21 protein-coding genes are annotated in these 17712 nt (G+C 42.4%); 7 read left to right on the plus strand and 14 right to left on the minus strand.

What is annotated here, in order from left to right:
• Positions 1-16 precede the first annotated feature (16 nt).
• Entirely contained in the window at positions 17-376 is a 360-nt protein-coding gene (locus ACMXYU_RS11360) for a TraR/DksA family transcriptional regulator (RefSeq protein ID WP_415892008.1), read from the minus strand.
• 256 nt (positions 377-632) lie between these two features.
• The gene (locus tag ACMXYU_RS11365) at positions 633-929 is read right to left on the minus strand and encodes a c-type cytochrome (protein WP_415890717.1); all 297 of its coding nucleotides are present in this window, start codon (positions 927-929) and stop codon (positions 633-635) included.
• Between the two features lie 184 nt (positions 930-1113).
• Here ACMXYU_RS11365 and ACMXYU_RS11370 point away from each other — a divergent pair, with 184 nt between their 5' ends.
• The 4 genes from ACMXYU_RS11370 to ACMXYU_RS11385 all read left to right on the plus strand — a co-directional run bounded on the left by ACMXYU_RS11370 (position 1114) and on the right by ACMXYU_RS11385 (position 4368).
• Positions 1114-1974, plus strand: a complete 861-nt coding sequence (locus ACMXYU_RS11370) for a cache domain-containing protein (RefSeq protein WP_415898742.1) — start codon at positions 1114-1116, stop codon at positions 1972-1974.
• A 61-nt stretch (positions 1975-2035) separates the two neighbouring features.
• Positions 2036-2773: an EAL domain-containing protein gene (locus ACMXYU_RS11375; protein ID WP_415901121.1), complete on the plus strand. Its 738-nt coding sequence runs from the start codon at positions 2036-2038 to the stop codon at positions 2771-2773.
• A 281-nt stretch (positions 2774-3054) separates the two neighbouring features.
• On the plus strand, positions 3055-3399 hold the full coding sequence (locus ACMXYU_RS11380) for a hypothetical protein (protein ID WP_415898743.1): 345 nt from the start codon (positions 3055-3057) through the stop codon (positions 3397-3399).
• 72 nt (positions 3400-3471) lie between these two features.
• Positions 3472-4368 carry a LysR family transcriptional regulator gene (locus ACMXYU_RS11385; protein WP_415898744.1) on the plus strand — a complete coding sequence of 299 codons (897 nt, stop codon included), beginning with the start codon at positions 3472-3474 and terminating at the stop codon, positions 4366-4368.
• 87 nt (positions 4369-4455) lie between these two features.
• Here ACMXYU_RS11385 and htpG read toward each other — a convergent pair whose 3' ends face one another.
• Both htpG and ACMXYU_RS11395 read right to left on the minus strand, forming a co-directional pair.
• Entirely contained in the window at positions 4456-6381 is a 1926-nt protein-coding gene (gene htpG, locus ACMXYU_RS11390) for a molecular chaperone HtpG (protein WP_415898745.1), read from the minus strand.
• A gap of 164 nt (positions 6382-6545) precedes the next feature.
• Positions 6546-7259 (minus strand): DUF599 domain-containing protein, encoded by a 714-nt coding sequence (locus ACMXYU_RS11395; protein ID WP_415898746.1) that lies wholly within the window; start codon positions 7257-7259, stop codon positions 6546-6548.
• Between the two features lie 103 nt (positions 7260-7362).
• Here ACMXYU_RS11395 and ACMXYU_RS11400 point away from each other — a divergent pair, with 103 nt between their 5' ends.
• On the plus strand, positions 7363-7683 hold the full coding sequence (locus ACMXYU_RS11400) for a DUF3301 domain-containing protein (protein WP_415898747.1): 321 nt from the start codon (positions 7363-7365) through the stop codon (positions 7681-7683).
• Positions 7684-7778: 95 nt separating this feature from the next.
• On the opposite strand, the gene ACMXYU_RS11405 is transcribed toward ACMXYU_RS11400, so the two are convergent.
• The 5 genes from ACMXYU_RS11405 to ACMXYU_RS11425 form a co-directional block, all read right to left on the minus strand.
• On the minus strand, positions 7779-7982 hold the full coding sequence (locus ACMXYU_RS11405) for a cold-shock protein (RefSeq protein WP_415883947.1): 204 nt from the start codon (positions 7980-7982) through the stop codon (positions 7779-7781).
• Between the two features lie 312 nt (positions 7983-8294).
• Positions 8295-8612, minus strand: coding sequence for a hypothetical protein (locus tag ACMXYU_RS11410; RefSeq protein WP_415898748.1), 318 nt, complete (start codon positions 8610-8612; stop codon positions 8295-8297).
• A 55-nt stretch (positions 8613-8667) separates the two neighbouring features.
• Positions 8668-9297 carry a glutathione S-transferase family protein gene (locus ACMXYU_RS11415; RefSeq protein WP_415898749.1) on the minus strand — a complete coding sequence of 210 codons (630 nt, stop codon included), beginning with the start codon at positions 9295-9297 and terminating at the stop codon, positions 8668-8670.
• 39 nt (positions 9298-9336) lie between these two features.
• The gene (locus ACMXYU_RS11420) at positions 9337-9780 is read right to left on the minus strand and encodes a MarR family winged helix-turn-helix transcriptional regulator (protein ID WP_415898750.1); all 444 of its coding nucleotides are present in this window, start codon (positions 9778-9780) and stop codon (positions 9337-9339) included.
• A gap of 55 nt (positions 9781-9835) precedes the next feature.
• Complete coding sequence (locus ACMXYU_RS11425) at positions 9836-11302, minus strand: protein adenylyltransferase SelO (protein WP_415898751.1); 1467 nt, start codon at positions 11300-11302, stop codon at positions 9836-9838.
• A 99-nt stretch (positions 11303-11401) separates the two neighbouring features.
• On the opposite strand from ACMXYU_RS11425, the gene ACMXYU_RS11430 reads away from it, so the two are divergent.
• Positions 11402-11725, plus strand: a complete 324-nt coding sequence (locus ACMXYU_RS11430; RefSeq protein ID WP_415898752.1) for an MGMT family protein — start codon at positions 11402-11404, stop codon at positions 11723-11725.
• Here ACMXYU_RS11430 and ACMXYU_RS11435 read toward each other — a convergent pair.
• The 5 genes from ACMXYU_RS11435 to ACMXYU_RS11455 form a co-directional block, all read right to left on the minus strand.
• Positions 11722-12726: a class I SAM-dependent rRNA methyltransferase gene (locus ACMXYU_RS11435; protein ID WP_415898753.1), complete on the minus strand. Its 1005-nt coding sequence runs from the start codon at positions 12724-12726 to the stop codon at positions 11722-11724. The two genes, ACMXYU_RS11430 and ACMXYU_RS11435, sit on opposite strands and share 4 nt — an antisense overlap.
• 63 nt (positions 12727-12789) lie before the next feature.
• A complete protein-coding gene (locus ACMXYU_RS11440) occupies positions 12790-13374 on the minus strand; it encodes a DNA-3-methyladenine glycosylase I (RefSeq protein ID WP_415898754.1) in 585 nt (194 codons plus the stop codon).
• A 27-nt stretch (positions 13375-13401) separates the two neighbouring features.
• Positions 13402-13971 (minus strand): phosphoribosyltransferase, encoded by a 570-nt coding sequence (locus ACMXYU_RS11445; protein WP_415898756.1) that lies wholly within the window; start codon positions 13969-13971, stop codon positions 13402-13404.
• Between the two features lie 98 nt (positions 13972-14069).
• Positions 14070-14477 carry a hypothetical protein gene (locus ACMXYU_RS11450; protein ID WP_415898757.1) on the minus strand — a complete coding sequence of 136 codons (408 nt, stop codon included), beginning with the start codon at positions 14475-14477 and terminating at the stop codon, positions 14070-14072.
• A 231-nt stretch (positions 14478-14708) separates the two neighbouring features.
• The gene (locus tag ACMXYU_RS11455) at positions 14709-16721 is read right to left on the minus strand and encodes a methyl-accepting chemotaxis protein (protein ID WP_415898758.1); all 2013 of its coding nucleotides are present in this window, start codon (positions 16719-16721) and stop codon (positions 14709-14711) included.
• A gap of 443 nt (positions 16722-17164) precedes the next feature.
• Between ACMXYU_RS11455 and ACMXYU_RS11460 the strand changes: the two genes are divergently transcribed.
• Positions 17165-17686, plus strand: a complete 522-nt coding sequence (locus ACMXYU_RS11460) for a cytochrome P460 family protein (RefSeq protein WP_415898759.1) — start codon at positions 17165-17167, stop codon at positions 17684-17686.
• Positions 17687-17712 lie beyond the last annotated feature (26 nt).

The raw sequence follows: 17712 nt of genomic DNA on the forward strand, positions 1-17712 counted from the left end.
GAAAAAAACGATACCATTAGGATTCTTGTTCCTGCTGGCATTTAAGGCAATATAAAGATTCCGGCCGAGCACTTAATCTCGCAAATGAGATAAGTTCACCACAACCCTCACAAAACCCATATTCTTCGTTATCAATTTTTTGTAATGCGTCTTCAATCAGTTGAATGCGTTCTTGGCATTGGCGCAGATTCGCTTTAGCCATGCTTTGCTGTTGTAAAGCATCTCCTCGTGAGACTCGTCCGAATGCTTGCTGATCGAGATTCACAGGTTCGGCCGTATGTTTCAGCGCAGAAGCCTCCTCCCCCAATTCATCGCGCAACTGATGGAGTTGTTTAAGTAACGTTTCTACTTGGGTTTCATCAATAAAATCAGCCATATACGCCTCATACGAATTTAGCTGTAATAAACCTAATATACAGTTTAAGGTCTGAACAAGAATAGAGGTATTACTTACATTGTTAATTCAGTACAGCGTGGCATAAATAAATCATATAAAAAAGACTGAATTATCACTAAGCGTGAACAACTCGGAAAATAGCTAGGGAAGAAAAGAGGAAAGGAAAAATTACGTGATAACTATCGAAATACAGCAGAGGGCTCTGCCATATCCCGATAGAAGAAGCTCAAATAAATTATTGAGCTAGCAGCACTTCAACCGCTTCTTTAATAGTCGCTTCATCGCAGTCAGTACAAGTGCCGCCTTTTGGCATAGCACCTTTACCCTGAATTACGGTCTGAACCATTGCATCAATACCCGCAGCACTGCGTTTATCCCACTCAGCTTTATCACCTGGTTTTGGTGCGTTACCTACACCTGCAACATGGCAGCCTTTACAATGCTTATCATAAACAGCTTGACCATCTGCCTGTGCGCCGAAAGAAACAGCAACTAACAAGCCACAAGCGATACCCTGAACTAACTTACCCATAAATCCACCTCACTGAATTTTTGATTTTAATTCAACAGCAAAATAGCCTAAAAATCCTTGATCCAGCGCATAAAGACTAAAAGGTCTGTTCAATTTCTGCATAACTTTCATCCTGTAGATGAATTTTGGTGATACAACAATTTATGGTAGCGTTGATCCACTACAGGGATTAGGTGAGCTAATTGTGAATACGCAAACTCTTCGCTTATGGAACAGGCAATACCTCGCACCTGCGTTAATGAGCGCAGTTATTACGTTGTTAATCACTCTATTCATAAGCTACGAGCAAGTAGAGCAGCATAAGCAGCTTCAACAACGCGACCTTAAAATCAAAGCCCAACAACTGTCCGAATGGCTCGATATCAACTACAGCATCATTAATAATGTGCTGATAGATATGGAGCAACTCAGCAAACAATGCAGCGAAGATATCCTCTTTGATATGCGCAGCATTATGTTTAACGTCGCCCCTGTAGTAGAGATGGGGATCGTCGATGCCAACGGACAGTTGGTGTGTACCAGCTGGAAAAAACACGACCTGCCTATCTATGTTACACCGCCACCCACCGAACCCGGTTTACGCTTTCTAGGCCCTGTTAATGTCGAATATATGCAACAACCTGCTTTTGTACTTGCGAGAAGTCTGAAGCAAGGTGGTGAAGTTAACGCACTCGTAAGAATAAGCTGGCTGAAGAACCAGTTACAAAATCGCTCCAGTGAACTAGGTTTTACCGGTCTGATCCATAGTGATACCGGACAACCAATTATTATGAATGGCCCTTATGCCAGCCCAAAATCAGGTTTGGCGCTACCTATAGATCAACCCAGAGTGCTCAAAGGTGCATTTGATAATGGTCTAGACCAAGTTGCAGCCTATAGCCCGTTGATTACCTTCCCTGACTTGAGCGTAGTTATCAGTGATGAAAAAAAAATCATCTTTGGTGATCACAGTAATTTTAGTATCCAAGGTGCTGCGCTATGTTTAAGCGTATGGCTGCTTCTTACCCTGCTTTTTTCAATATCTCATCATCTACTTATCGGATAGCGCTCATCTACTCAAAAAAGCGATCAAGCACGGAGAATTTTTCAATCTCTATCAGCCACTAATCAATGCTTCGGATAAACAGATCATGGGCGCAGAGGTATTAATGCGCTGGCAGCATCCTGCCGAAGGTTTAAAGAACCCAATTACCTTTATCCCCGAAGCTGAAGAGAAAGGTTTTATCAACAAGATGACATCGCAGCAGCTGAAAAACTGTTACGACGAACTGCGCCCTATCCTGATACAAAACCCAGATTTCATCGTCACTATCAATATATCGTCCAACCATTTACTAGACGCTAAGTCAGTACGCGAACTAATTCACTACAAAGGCCTTATTACAAACTTAGTGTTAGAAGTCACAGAAGACGTATTAGTGGATAGCAACGACGATCGAATTCAAAAAGCCTTTATTAAACTTACGGCAGCAGGTATCGATATCGCCATAGATGATTTTGGCACAGGATACTGTGGCCTAAATTACCTTGGCCAACTACCGGTTAAATACCTTAAAGCAGATAAGTGCTTTGTCGCATCTATAGGCACAGATTCAATCAACAGCCATGTACTAGAGATGATTGTTGGCTTATCCAAAAAGCTTAACCTCATTACCATCGCAGAAGGCGTAGAGACACCGCAGCAAGTCGCACAACTGGATAAACTCAACATTGAGATCCACCAAGGCTGGCACTACAGCAGAGCAGTGCCTGCTAATGAACTGATTAAATCTATTGAGATAACAAAGCAACGAGTAAAAGGAAATGAGGAGCATCTCAAAGAGGCAGTTACGGTGTCTAGTTGAAAGGCTAGGACTTTGTTTAGCACTTAAAGGCGAGAGAGCGGCCTCAATTTTAGGGCAGTCGCTTTAGTCCCCTTCGTCTAGAGAAAATTTCGCCTAGAGATTCTTAGCTAACTTAAATGCCTTAAACTTTTCGCCCAGCATCCAAAAAAACAGAGCATTCAAACTCACTTGCAACCTTTTTCATCGAATTATTCGAAGTAGAGCACTTATAAAAACTGTTCAAAACAGATTTATTCTAAGCAAATATACTCCAAACAACATCAGAACATTGGAGTGTAGTCATGAAAGCCATTTTGAAATATCCATTAGAACTCTCTGACAAAACCCAAACTCTGACCCTAAGAGAAGGTTTTAAACCCGTTAGATTTGAGTATGTTATTTCGGATCAATCACTCTACTTATGGGTCGAAGAGCCACTACTCAGCTCCATTCCGTCTCAACGTTATAATTTCAAAGTAAAAAGAACAGGCGAGCCGGTCAATGATCAGTTCTCTTATCTATTAACCGCTCTGGATTCTTTTGGTCCAGAGGCTTACCACCTCTTCATGGTAGAAGAAGACAAGGCAACTGAAGCTAGGCATAAACCACCTGTGTTAAGCACAGTTCAACATTCAATTGCCTCTTAAGCACTTCCCCTTTTGATGAGGGTTATACTTACTTATCATTTCTGAATTCATTACAACGGGTGAAACCGATTTATGAGTAAGTATAACCTTCGTCATCTTTATTTCTTTTGGCTGGTCGCTAAGGAAGGTTCGATTGCCAAAGCCAGCGAGATTGCAGATTTAACGCCGCAAACGATCAGCAGCCAAATTTCTTCTCTAGAAGAATCCATTGGTGGTCTTCTGTTCATGCGAAAAGGCCGTAACTTACTTATTACCCCTTTAGGAAAGCAAGTCGCTCGATATGCCGATCAAATGTTCAGCATTGCAGAGGAACTAGATCATTTTCTGGAGGAAAAGCCACAAAACCGACCTACAAACTTAAACGTTGGCATTTCATCTTCGATCCATAAACTCATCGCCTATCATCTAATCGAACCTGTATTTGAGATTGATCAGGAAGTGACACTAAACAGTACAACCGGAATCCCCGCTCAACTGCTAACACTGTTAAGCCAGAAAAAGATCGATCTACTACTGACTGACGAACTCCCTGAATACAATTCAGATTCCAATCTATTCATCTATAAACTCGATTCATCGACCGTATCATTGTTTGCAGAGCCTAAAAAAGCAGCCGAGCTACGTGAGAACTTCCCCATCAGTATGGATAAAGAAACCTTCTTATCCAATGCAATTAATGCCCCTTGGTTTGCCCAACTAATTCAGTGGTTTGAAGAACACCAAATAAGGCCATATGTAAAAGCTCAAATTGATGATAGTGCGTTAATAAAAGTCTTCGGGTCTAAAGGGCATGGGGTCTTTGCTGCCCCAACAGTCATAGCTGAAGAAGTCTGCCGCCAATACGGCGTTGAGTGTATTGCTGAAATTACCGAGGTAACTGATGACCTCTACGGAATTACGCGCAGAAGCAGTTCAAGTAACCCAACGATCAACGCTATTTGTAAAAGAGATCAATCCTTACAAATCTGACATTTCAAACATGCCGTTAATCTAGTGTATTGCGCTCACAAAAAAGCGGCTCATATAGAGCCGCTTTTTTACAACCGAACTACTTGATTAAGCACTTAGCTCAAGTAGTAGTTTGTTCAAACGCGCAACATAGCTTGCTGGGTCATCTAGTTGTGCACCAGCAGCTAGGCCTGCTTGATCGAATAGAACAGAAGCCAGATCACCAAAGCGGTCTTCGTCTGCTTCTTTATCCAGTTTTTCGATCAGTGGGTGCTCAGGATTTACCTCAAATGTAGGCTTAGTATCTGGCACTGCCTGACCTGCTGCTTCCATAATCTGGCGCATCTGAAGACCCATATCCTGCTCACCCAGAACAAGACATGCTGGAGAATCAGTTAGACGGTTAGTGATGCGAACATCAGCAACCTTCTCACCTAGGCTTGTTTTCAAGCGATCAACAAGACCTTCTAGCTCTTTAGCTGCTTCTTCCTGCTCTTTCTTCTCTTCTTCAGTCGCTGTCTCTTCAAGATCTAGCTGACCTTTAGTGACATCTTGGAAGGCTTTCTCATCGTAGTTCTGAAGCTGGCTCATCATCCAGTCATCGATACGATCAGTCATTAGCAGTACTTCGATACCTTTCTTACGGAAGATCTCCAAATGCGGGCTGTTTTTCGCAGTGTTGTAGTTATCAGCAACAACGTAGTAGATCTTGTCCTGACCTTCCTGCATACGCTCAATATATTGATCCAGAGATACATTCTGCTCTTCGCTGTCAGCATGAGTAGAAGAGAAACGCATCAATTTAAGGATCTTCTCACGGTTACCGTAGTCTTCCGCAGGACCTTCTTTTAGAACCTGACCAAACTCTTTCCAGAACGCTGCGTATTTTTCTTCATCGTTCTTGCCTAGTTTGATTAGCATATCCAGTACACGTTTAGTTAGTGCACTGCGTAGCTTATCCACATTGGCATCTTTCTGAAGAATCTCACGAGATACGTTTAGGGATAGATCTTTAGTGTCTATCACACCTTTCATGAATCGTAGGTATAGAGGCAAGAACTCATCTGCCTGATCCATGATAAATACACGTTGTACGTATAACTTAAGGCCTTTTGGCGCTTCACGGTTCCACAGGTCGTATGGTGCACGCTCTGGCACGAACAACAGGCTAGTGTATTCCATGTTACCTTCAACGCGGTTATGCGCCCAAGTTAATGGATTACCAAAGTCGTGAGAGATATGCTTGTAGAACTCTTGATACTCTTCTTCAGAGATCTCTGATTTGTTACGTGTCCACAGCGCTGTTGCACTGTTTACTGTTTCATCTTCTGGCTCTTCAGCAGCGGCTTCTTTCTCTTCACCCTTTTCACCGAAATTAGGCATCGCCTCTTTCTGCATGATTACAGGGATAGAGATATGGTCAGAGTACTTACGTACTAAACCACGTAGTGCAAAACCATCAGCAAAACTTTCTTCACCCTCTTTTAGATGAAGCACAATGCTGGTGCCACGGCCCGCTTTTTCGACTTCACCAATAGTGAATTCGCCTTCACCTTCAGATACCCAGTGAACACCCTGCTCTGCAGGCAAACCTGCTTTACGCGTAAACACTTCTACTTTGTCTGCCACGATGAAAGAGGAGTAGAAACCAACACCGAACTGACCAATCAACTGGCTGTCTTTGTTCTGATCGCCGGTTAACTGAGATAGGAATTGTGCAGTACCCGATTTAGCGATCGTACCTAGGTGTTCGATCACATCATCGCGGCTCATACCAATACCATTGTCCGCGATAGTTAGGGTCTTAGCTTCTTTATCAAAGCTGATGTTGATCTTTAGATCACCATCGTTTTCATAAAGCGCGCCATTTGAAAGCGCTTCGAAACGCAATTTTTCTGCAGCGTCAGAGGCGTTAGAGATTAGCTCACGCAGAAAAATATCTTTATTTGAATACAAGGAGTGAATCATCAAATGAAGCAGTTGCTTCACTTCAGTCTGGAAACCGTGAGTTTCTGTACGCGTTTCAGTAGTCATCAACACTTATCCAATATGTCTGTTATTTCTAAAACTACAGCGCTGCCCTAATGCAACAAAACTGTAGTGGAGAACTTGCTGAACCTTAGCAAGCTCTCCGCCAATAACTGGAATATTGGGACGTGCTAGACCTTTTCAAGCGCAAAGGGAGAGGTTTTTAACTTTTATTCGCCAGCACTCATCATCAACGTTTTGAGGGTAGAAGATTTAAATTCACGTCGATAGAGGACGAACACAACGCCGGCCGTCAGACCCATGAAGATCCATGGGTTGATAAACCAGCCCAAGATCGCCAAACAGAAATAGTAGGTACGCAGACCAAGGTTAAAACTGTTCGCGGCCATTGAGGTCATTTTAGCGATACGATTAGAGTGCGCATCCGCCTGCTGCTGAGAGATGTGCTCATCAGGTCCCGGCGCACCGCCAATCATGATTGAAACAAATCCATACTGACGCAGACTCCAGGTAAATTTGAAGAAGGCGTAAACAAACAACGTGATCAAAAGAAGGATCTTTAATTCCCATTCTGCACGGGTCGCGTGGAAGGTAAACGGGATATCCGCGACAACATCAATCGCTTGTTGAGTAGAGCCTAGTATGGTCATCAGACCGGCAAGTATCAGCATGGTGGTGGATGCAAAGAAGGATACGCTACGCTCCAGATTGGCAATCGCCGTTGTATCGGCAATTCGCACATCTCGGGTGAGCATGCGTGTCATCCACTCTTTTCGATACATATGTAAAACACTGGCAAGGCAAGGCGTTTCATAACTGCGTTTACGTGCGTAATACATATAGCCTTTGAAGCAGATCAAAAACCATATTAATGCCAGAAGATTAAGCCAGTTATCCATTACAAACTGGGAGATAGATGACATCTATTCGATCCTGAGTAGAAAATTAATCGTGCAATCTGAAACAACTCATTGTAAAACAAGTCACAATCAAAGGAACCCATAAATCCTTGGAAACAAGAAATCGATGTATATAGATATTGAAGCCCTCTTCTGGATTACCTTAATCATCTTTGCAATGTATCACTGGTGGCAATCGCAAAAGATAAAAGAAGTGGCACTAAGATACACCCGCAGGCAGTGTAAGGAACTTGAGTTACAGCTTCTTGATGACAATATTAACTTGAGAGGTTTTTGGCTTAAACGTGATACTAAGGGGCAGATCAGGATCTGGCGTTCATATAATTTCGAATTCTCATCTACAGGCGATGAGCGTTATAGCGGAAGGGTCGTTATTCTGGGCAAAGCGATCTCCGATTTTCAGCTTGATCCCCATCGTATGCAGTAATACAGACTGAATGGTTAGCCAAGATGCCAAATTTCAGGCATAAAAAAAGCAAGGCCTTAGCCTTGCTTCTTTTTCAAACTGAATATCAGTAAGGATTAAACCTTAACGATGTTCTCAGCTTGTGGACCTTTCTGGCCTTGAGTTACAGTGAACTCAACTTTCTGACCTTCAGTCAAAGTTTTGAAGCCGTCGCCTTGGATCGCAGAGAAGTGAGCGAAAACATCTGGGCCGTTTTCCTGCTCGATGAAACCAAAACCTTTTTCTTCGTTAAACCATTTAACTGTACCAGTAGTAGACATATCTATAGTCCTATATCTTTCAGAGTAATTTTTGCCTTTTTACAGGCGGATTGTGCTGGAAGTGCTGTGATTACTTATGAAAAACAGGACGAGGTACTGATAGAACTTCGAAATGGTGTACATAAATATACGGCTTACTTTCAAGCGATCTTCATTCTATAGAGCTATCTATGGAAAGGTCAACGATTTTTTTCCCTTAAATTCAATCATTTCAATCTAATTGTAGAGAGATGAATGAATCGTAATATTTGAGCCGTTTTTACCCCTCTTTGCTTAGCTAAGAGGGGTAAATTATGGTGACCGAACTAATTGTTAAAGACGGGTTGTTAACAAGTTCTGAATCATTGCGAATTGTGCATCGCTTTCCCCTCTTTTCTGCCGGCTTCCAACTACAGTTTTATCAGCTTTAGCTACGTCACTTTTCAAATACGGCGCATTTAAATCTGCGATCATTACTTTAGATTGATCAGCTACCGAACTTCCTTCGGCATTAGCCTGATGCTGGACATCAGCAGTGCGCGTTGCAGGACTGTGAAGATAATTGATCATCTCCTCTTGTTGATCTGCAAAACCCTGTGTTGCAGGAATTAGAAGTACAGCCAATAACATACTTTTATTTAACGTTTTCATAACACACCTTTTTCATTTGGTTTTATTTACACAATCTAAATGCATATACATGCTTTTAGATCATAAAATTCTTTAAATTTTGCTTTGTTTCCATCCACCAAAGCTGATTTTCTAAACGCTGCAGCCACTCATTTAGATTGCTGTAGCCCTCAATAGGGATCTCAGCCTCTCGCCAGAACATCAATGTAGAGGCAACAGAAATGTCAACGATGCTAATATCATCTGAAATCAGAAAATCCTGCCAAGATAATTGCTGATCTAAAATTTCTGCATATCTCTTAAAAGAGTTATCCAGTGTAGCTAACCTCTCTTCATCTGACGCTAAGCCCCAAAAAGGCCGCATCACACGATGATGGGCAAAACCGCTACTGGCAGGACTCCATTCAGAAGCTTGCCAATTCAGCCAGCGCATCACCTCAACCTCCTCCTGGAAGTTTCTCGCCGACAGTGACGAGTTATATGCCTTAGCTAAATAGAACAAAATTGCGTTAGATTCCCACAACACTTTGTCCTTATCCTTTAAAACTGGAATCGTGCCATTCGGGTTTAAACTTAAAAACTCTATCCTCTTTTGTTCACCTTTATTCAAGCTGATCAGTTTTAGCTCAGGTTCAATCTGTAATTCAGCCAAAATCAAGCTGACCTTGATTGCGTTACAAGTTAAAGGGTAAGTAAAAAGCTCCACAACCACCACCATGCATATACATGTATTTATACGTAAAAATTAATCCAATTTCACAACGCTATCACTTAAAGAAATAAGCTGCTCACTTAACTCTGGCCCTAATTCCTTATAGATTTTCTGCTGTGCTTTAAACCATTGCTCTTTTGCCTCAAGGAACTTAACTCTTCCTTCTGGTGTTAGACTCAGATTTTTCTGACGTCTATCCGTCACACTAGGTACTGATGAGAGGTAACCTTCTCTAAGCAATGGCTTCAAATTTCTTGTCAAGGTTGTCTGGTCCAAAACCAAAATACTCTGTAGCTTTTTATTTGTAGCTACATCTAGTTCATGAACAACATATAAGATACTGAATTGCCCACCCGTTAAACCTGCCTCAGCTAAATACTGATCATAGATTCGGTTTAGAACCCTGACAGCCTTCCTCAAACTGAAATTAATGCACGGGAGCTGTTCTAGCTGCTTTATGTTGTCTTGAGTATCCATGAAATCAATTATATATGCATATACATGATAATCAACCTCTATTACAAAAATAGTTTTAAGAGGAGCAAGTCAGGCAGATCCCACCCGCCCATTCTGGAGGAGATTCAGCATAACGCTCAAAAGCTAAATTATCCTGCATCGGATTTTTCAGTAAGGCCATTAGATCATTAACTAAAGTAAAGTCACCATCAGCTGCAGATCGAATCGCCTCTTCTGCCATATAGTTACGTAGAATAAATTGAGGATTTACCGAGCGCATTTGCGCTTTTCGAATCGGTTGGCTCGCAGGCTCATGTTCCAAACGCTGTTCGTATTTCAATAACCAAGGCGTTAAAGCTGATGGGTAGCTGATCAGCTTCATCAAATTACCGATCGATTCATCACTACCATCAAAATTAGAGAGGGTGCGGAAGAATCGATTCATATCGACATTTTGCTGCACAAATAGCTGCAGTAACTCACGCACAAGCTCATCGTCGCATTGCTCTTCTGTCTGTAAACCTAAACGACGTCTAAATTCAGATAGCTCTGCTTTTTTATACCGCTCGGGATAGCTATCTAATAGTGCGATCACATCATCCTTATCAATCAATGTTAATAAGGCCTGACCGAGACAGGACAAATTCCACTGCACAATTTCAGGCTGGCGCTCAAAAGCATAACGACCTTTATGATCATTATGATTACTCACAAGCTTCGGTTTATAAGTATCCAAGAAGCTGAACGGGCCATAATCGAAAGTTTCGCCTAGCATCGACATATTGTCAGTATTTAAGACAGCATGAACAAAACCATAAGCTTGCCATTTAGCGACCAATTCAGCGCTGCGCTGAATCACCTCTTCGTACATCGCCTGATAAGGGTTATCAGCCTCTTTAAACTGCGGATAAAAACGATCTAAACAGTAATCAGCTAAAACTTTTAACTCATCATGCTGGCGGGAGTAATAAAGATATTCAAAGTGGCCAAAGCGGACATGACATTGAGTCACACGCAAAAGAGCTGCGCAGGGTTCCATCATGCCATCACGCATCGCTTGCTCTTTACTGCCAACCAACGCCAACGCGCGAGTTGTTGGAATCCCAAGACCAGACATAGCTTCGCTGATCAGATACTCGCGGATGCTGGAGCGAAGTACAGCTCGACCATCACCAAAACGAGAGAACGCTGTTTTACCAGAGCCTTTAAGATGAAGATCCCATCGTTCCTCTTTACTGTTTACAACCTCTCCTAGTAATAGACCACGACCATCGCCCAATTCAGGGTTATAAACCCCAAACTGATGACCTGTATATTTCATAGCGAGGGGCTGACTGCCTGCTAATAGCGCTTGACCGCTGAAATATTTAGTCATATCGGCAGACTGGACACTCTTAGCATCTAGATCCAGTAAAGTTGCAACATCAGGGTTAAATGCAATTAAAAAGGGATCACGTAAGGGAGTGGGCTCTATCTGTTGATAAAACAGATTTGGCAACCGCAAGTAGCTGTTATCAAAGTTGAGGTTTTCAAGCGAAGCCATAATGATAGTATCCCTTAACTCTTGGTGTAGACTTACTATTACCCTAGCATTTTACTCAGGTACTATCATCCCCTCTCTTATAAGGTTATTTTCATTGCTATGACTAACACCTCAAACAACCCGAGTTACCAAGAGAAGATCTGGCAGATCGTTGCCATGATCCCAGAAGGAAAAGTAGCTACCTACGGTCAGGTTGCAGAACTGGCGGGGTTATCAAATATGGCTCGTGCAGTAGGTAGAACACTGAGTCAATTGCCTAAAGATACGCAGTTGCCTTGGCATCGAGTGATTAATGCCCAAGGAAAAATATCTTTCCCGCAAGATAGTGAAGCTTACAGCCGTCAAAAAGAGCGATTAGAAAATGAAGGAATTAACCTGATCAACGGTAAGATCAGGCTGAAGGTTTATCGCTGGCAACCTTAGAAATGTAGCACTGCTATTTTTAGTGGATGCTGCCCATCAACAGAAGGGAAATCAATTTCAGGTTGAAGTTGTTCGTAATCCACCACAGGCTGCCCTGCTTTATTAGCACAGCGCTTAACCAGATCTAGCCACTCATCCATCTCTACTTTGGCAACGTTGTTAGTACACACCAAGGTTCCACCTGCTTTCGTCGATAAGATGGATGGTTTTAAAACGCTTTGATAATCACGAATCAGATCGACCGTACCAAAAGGGCTTTTCGCCCAACGCGGTGGATCTAGATAAACCAGATCAAATTGTTGTTCATCAAGCTTAAGATACTGACGAGGTTTCTGACCTCTCTTCACACGCTGCTTGATTGGCATGCCTGCAAACTGTTTTGCTGCGGTAAAGAAGTCACTTTGAATAAACTCAATTCGATCTCCAGATAGCTGATTAAGCTCAGCATTCTCTCTGCCTACATCGAGGTTTCGCTCGGCAAAGTCGACATTCACAACGTTAGCTGCGCCCGCAGACGCTGCACAAACACCCACACCGCAGGTATAGGAAAACAAGTTCAAGACCGACTTATCTTTTGCATGCTCTTGAACATAACGACGACCAACACGCATGTCTAGAAACAGTAGCGGATCTTGTCCCGCATGCTTGCCCCTCACACGGTAATTAATATCCAGCTCCTGACCAACGAGTTCTAATCCACGTTTATTATGCTCATCTTCACGGCGAGAGTTTCGTGCGCTGCGATCGTTATACACGACCTCTTCTATTTCAAATAGACACGCATAATGCTCAAGAATCAGATCAACTTGAGCAGCAGATAAAGCTTCATGAAAAGTTTGGATTAAAAGCTGCGGACCGTAACGATCGATGGTTAAACCGGATACTCCCTCATTCGTACCATGAAATAGGCGGTAACAGTTGGTATTTTCAGCATGTAACGCAGGTAACAATTCAGCACGGGCTAAATCAGCATGCTTTAACAGGGAAGTAAGATCCGACATTTGAACGTCCATAAGCAGAGAAGCGCAGCATTGTACCCCTTCACTTGCCTATCAGCTAAATTTTTATCGATCTGTTCGGCACCAACACTCAGCAAGATGATCATCAACTAAGCCGACAGCTTGCATGTATGCATAGATGATTGTTGATCCGACAAACGACATGCCACGCTTTTTAAGATCTTTGGAAAGCGCATCACTGATCTCAGTGGTCACAGGCACCTCTTCAAATTTCTGCCAGTGATTCACAATCTGCTTGTTATCAACATAAGCCCACAGATAACTTGAAAACGAGCCAAATTCTTTCTGTATTGCGCGGAAGGCTAGCGCATTTTTACGTGCGGAATAGATCTTAAGTTTATTGCGGATGATCTCCGGGTTTTCGCGCAGCGCTTCCAACTCAGCGTCAGTCATGTTCATAACTTTTTCGACATCAAAGTTATAAAAGGCTTTGCGATAGCCTTCTCTTTTGCGCAAAACAGTTTCCCAACTTAGGCCTGCCTGAGCACCTTCAAGCATCAACATTTCGAAGAGTTTTTGATCATCATATTCTGGAATACCCCACTCATTATCATGATAATCGGCATAAAACTCTTGCCCTGGTTTATTGCCAAAACAACGCTTCTTGCCATCTCTTTCCGATACTTTCATAAGGGTTCCTTACTAACGTCCAGACGCTTAAAAACGACCTAATTCAGCCATCTTGGCTGCGACAGCCGCAAATTCTGGCTTATTCTGCAAAATTTCAGTTTGAGTCAAACCTTCAAGCTCGTGGGGGAACACTAACCAATCCTGACTTTTATGCACATAAAAATCAGGCTCTGAATCTGTTTGATTATTTTCTGGCTTGTAATAAGGAGTCGCTATTTTGATCTCTGGCGTGTTCTTCTTACACGCCGCTTTAATCTCTTTAATCGTTTGCGCAATGCTTAACCCCGAATCATGCACATCATCTACGATAAGGAGGGAATCCTCAGACTCTAAGCGCTTAATCAAGTAGGTTAAACCATGTACTTTGATCTGTCGGCTGCGCTCACCTATGCCGGTGTAAGATGAGGTGCGTATCGCTATATGGTCAGACTGAACTCCAAGACATGCTAGCACCTCCTGTACAGAGATCCCGACGGGTGCCCCTCCTCGCCAAACACCGGCAATGTAATCTGGGCGGAAACCACTTTCAAAAATCTGCAGCGCCATCTGGGAAGAATCTTCCAGTAATTGTTGAGCGCTTATATACACCTTGTTCATCCGACCTCATTCACCCCCTATCAAATACGAGGGATATCATAGCCTTTCATAGCGTTATTTAACAAAGCTGGATAATTGGTAAATATAGAAAAGTCCTATCAGATTTGAGTGGCTTGGCGTTCTTGCCAACGACGGCCTTTATGAAATTTGCGGCGCTCTCGCCCTGAAAACTTTCCGCCTAACTGATCACCAATCTTTTGTGCCGTAATGATGTTATCAATCCGTCTTTCGTTTTCAGGATCACGGCGGTCAGCATGGTGACGATAGCGACATTCACAGTTTTTTGAAGCACTACACCCCGGCAGTGGAATCATAGGGGCTTTATCTGGGAAGAAGCGCCGATCACCTAATTGATCGACAGCTGCACAAGGATATAGACCTGACTCTATAGATACCGCCCTATAGCGCTTATCTGCCTTACTCTTGAGTTCGCGTTTAGTTTTGTATTGCTTGTTTAAATACAAGCCGACAATGACGACGATAAACAACGCCAGAATCCATTCCATTGCATCTATCCTTAGATCAGAAATCACATAATTTTAGTTATTGTTAACTCAAAGCCCTTCTTTTAAATCAAGAGCTTCTAATATGAGGAGGTACAACTTACTATAGTTAAACTTAATATGTAAAGTACTTAACTAACGTAACTTGGTTTGTTTTATCTAAATAGTAAGGAATAAAAAAGCCACACTAAAAAGTGTGGCTTTCCCTAAAATTCAATTCACCAATAAATTGAGCTACCGTTGAATATCTAACTGCCTTAAGCGATCAATCGCTTCTACTTCACGGTCGATGTGATCCATCTCAGATTCGACATCAGAGATATAATCAATACTATCGCGAACCTGCTGATCAGCTTGTGTAGAAGACTCAACCAAACTCTGCATCTCCGAACTCAAGTTCTTTGAGCTGTCAGAGATCTGCACCATAAACTCTTCTGTATCAGTAATAGTTTCTCGGATAGAGTTGATCGAGCTTGTTACCGCATCAACTGTTTTACCTGTCTGATCCAAACTTTGCTGAGTATTATGAGATAGCTGACGGACTTCATCTGCTACTACCGCAAAACCTCGACCCGCCTCGCCTGCGCGTGCCGCCTCAATCGCAGCATTCAAAGCCAATAGGTTAGTTTGATCAGCAATACCTGAGATAACACTCAAGATAGATAGCACTTCTTCCGAATTATGTTTGAGATCTTCAACCTTAGTGTGTAACGCCTGTCGGTCACTACTCTGTGTTTCAATATCTTGGGAGAAGCCTAAGAATCTGCGTTGGATGTCATTCAACACACTACCAGTGCTTTGTGCATAACCCGCAACTTGACCGAAGCTGTCGACCATCTTACGCAGCAACGGACGGTACTCACCCATGCACTCAACAAGGTTGCTTTGTAGTTGGTTAATCTGTTCCAGACTATTGATACGAGAATTCAAGAAGTACTGGCGGAAGTTACTGTAGTGGAACGGGAACTTATCCGCGTACTCATCTTTAAACTGCTCACCCGGTTGTACTTTAAAGAAGAACAACGCCGTTAGGGTTTGGTTCATGTGTACGCCTAGCAGCTCACCAAAGGTAGAGAAACCAGCTACTTTGATATCATCGAAGTCATGAACTTGAGATAAGTTCATCGCATTGTTTAAACGACGTAAAACACAATCATTCGCCAGCATAGCTACAGGCTTACCTGGTTTACCATGCATAAAGTTGCGGAAAGATTGACTGGTACTTTGCGCAAAATCTTTCGCCTTGACCAAGAATAGGCGGTCACCAAAATCTAAGTCGCAAAAGAACGCGATACTGCCATCGGCTTCATTGATACCGGCAATAGAACGAACGAATAGCTCTCCACCGATCTCTACCGCAAAGGAATAACCATTCAATGCATCGCCTAAACCAGAAGCTGAACAGTTAAAGTGCTCACATAACAAATCGACAATACTGGTTAATTGGTAATTGCCATCTTTGATAACAGATTTAACAGTACGAGAATGTACATCGGATTCGGCAATAACAAAGGAAGTCGGCGTTTTTTCAAAGTTATGCGACTTAAATACACCGTAACGGGTATTTTCAGCTAACTTAACAAAGATCACTACAGCCTGGTTATGCGCAACACGATCACCGTCATAAACCAACGCTTGTTGGAAATCTAACTTACCACCAGCCGAACCACCGACGAAATAACAAGGGAATTCACCACTTTCATACAAACCTTGCATGAAAAAGTTTTCGCTCGCGGATAAGCCATCAAAAAAGGTCAGCGCCAGCGTATCTTGATAATTAATATCGAAAGGCACGTTAACGCGACTGAACTCAGCAGCAAGTTTATTAACACGCTCTTTACGTGTCATGGTGACATTGCCAGACCGGATATCTTCACAATGAAGAGGGATAGAACTGATATGAACATCTGCAAACACAGCTTGGCTATAGCTCTGCACGACAATGTGATCCCAATGACTATCAGCTTCGTGGTAAAGGCTAGCGCCACAAGAACTTAATTCCCCAGCGGTCATAATACCAACCACTTTAGAAACATCAGGTAGCGCTGATTTTAACTGACGTACCGTACCTTCAAAGTCTAAGTGGGGTGATATAAATGCCAAAACCAGTGCAGTAGGCACTCCCTCAAACTTGAGGGATTCAAGATTATCAGCAGAAATTTCTCTACTACTTAACGACTGGACCTTAATAACATCGTTATCTACAACTGATTTTTTAGAGGATTTACTACGACCAAACCAAGACATGCTACTTCCACCTTATGTGACAAAAGCACTGTTATTTTTCTTATGAAGTATAGGAGTGCTAAAGCAACGTATAACTACAAAACTTTACAGAACAATCTGCTATTTAACGCATTAAAGCGACTCCTGCCCCTTGTGAACAACCGCATCCAGTAAAAACACTACTTAAGCAGGAGCAAAACCAAACTAAAGCACTAACCTTTAAATTAACCTTAGACGCTTAAACAAAGTAACCCTAAGTAATAAAAGGAATTTATAAAATTCCATACAACATAAGGCTCACTAGCATTTTTAAGTATAGATAGGATTAGCTAGCTTAAAAGTTAGGGATCTAAAACTACCTTTGGCCAACCTACTAAGGAGTCATTGATCAAATATAAAACATGTACTATAAATGCATTTTATAGATTCTTTTACAACAAAAATAAATACAGTGAGGATGTAATATGAAACTCTTATCCGCTATGGCAGCAGGCATGTTAACGACTACTCTATGCTGGGCAGGTCCAGGCGATCAGGTTGACTTCCCTGCAGACTACAAAACCAATTTCACCCCTTATTTATCTCTTAACCGTACTCAAAATCACGACCAATACATTCGTTTATATATAAACGATAAAGGTCTGAGCGGTACGCAGGAAAATGGGCAATTGCCATACGGTTCAGTCATTGTGGCAGAAGTGTATAAAGCGAAAAAAGATGCCGAAGGTAATGTGCTTACCTCTAAACTCGGTCAGCGCCTTAAAGATAAATTCGCACTGGTAGCGGTAATGGAACGCCGTGAAGGTGCTGCAGCTGAATACCCTAAAGGCATGGGCAATGATGACTGGGATTTTGCTGCATTTAAGCCTGATGGCAAACGCGCCAACAAAGATCTAACTGCTTGTGCAGCTTGCCATGCACCTTATAAAGACAGCCATCACTTGTTCTCTTACGAACATATCCTGACAGAACAAGCGATGAAGTAATCTGTCTGGTATAGCTAAACCCTGCT

It is taken from the genome of Neptuniibacter sp. QD48_11 (assembly GCF_047778095.1).
In the GTDB taxonomy this organism is placed as follows: Bacteria; Pseudomonadota; Gammaproteobacteria; order Pseudomonadales; family Balneatricaceae; genus Neptuniibacter.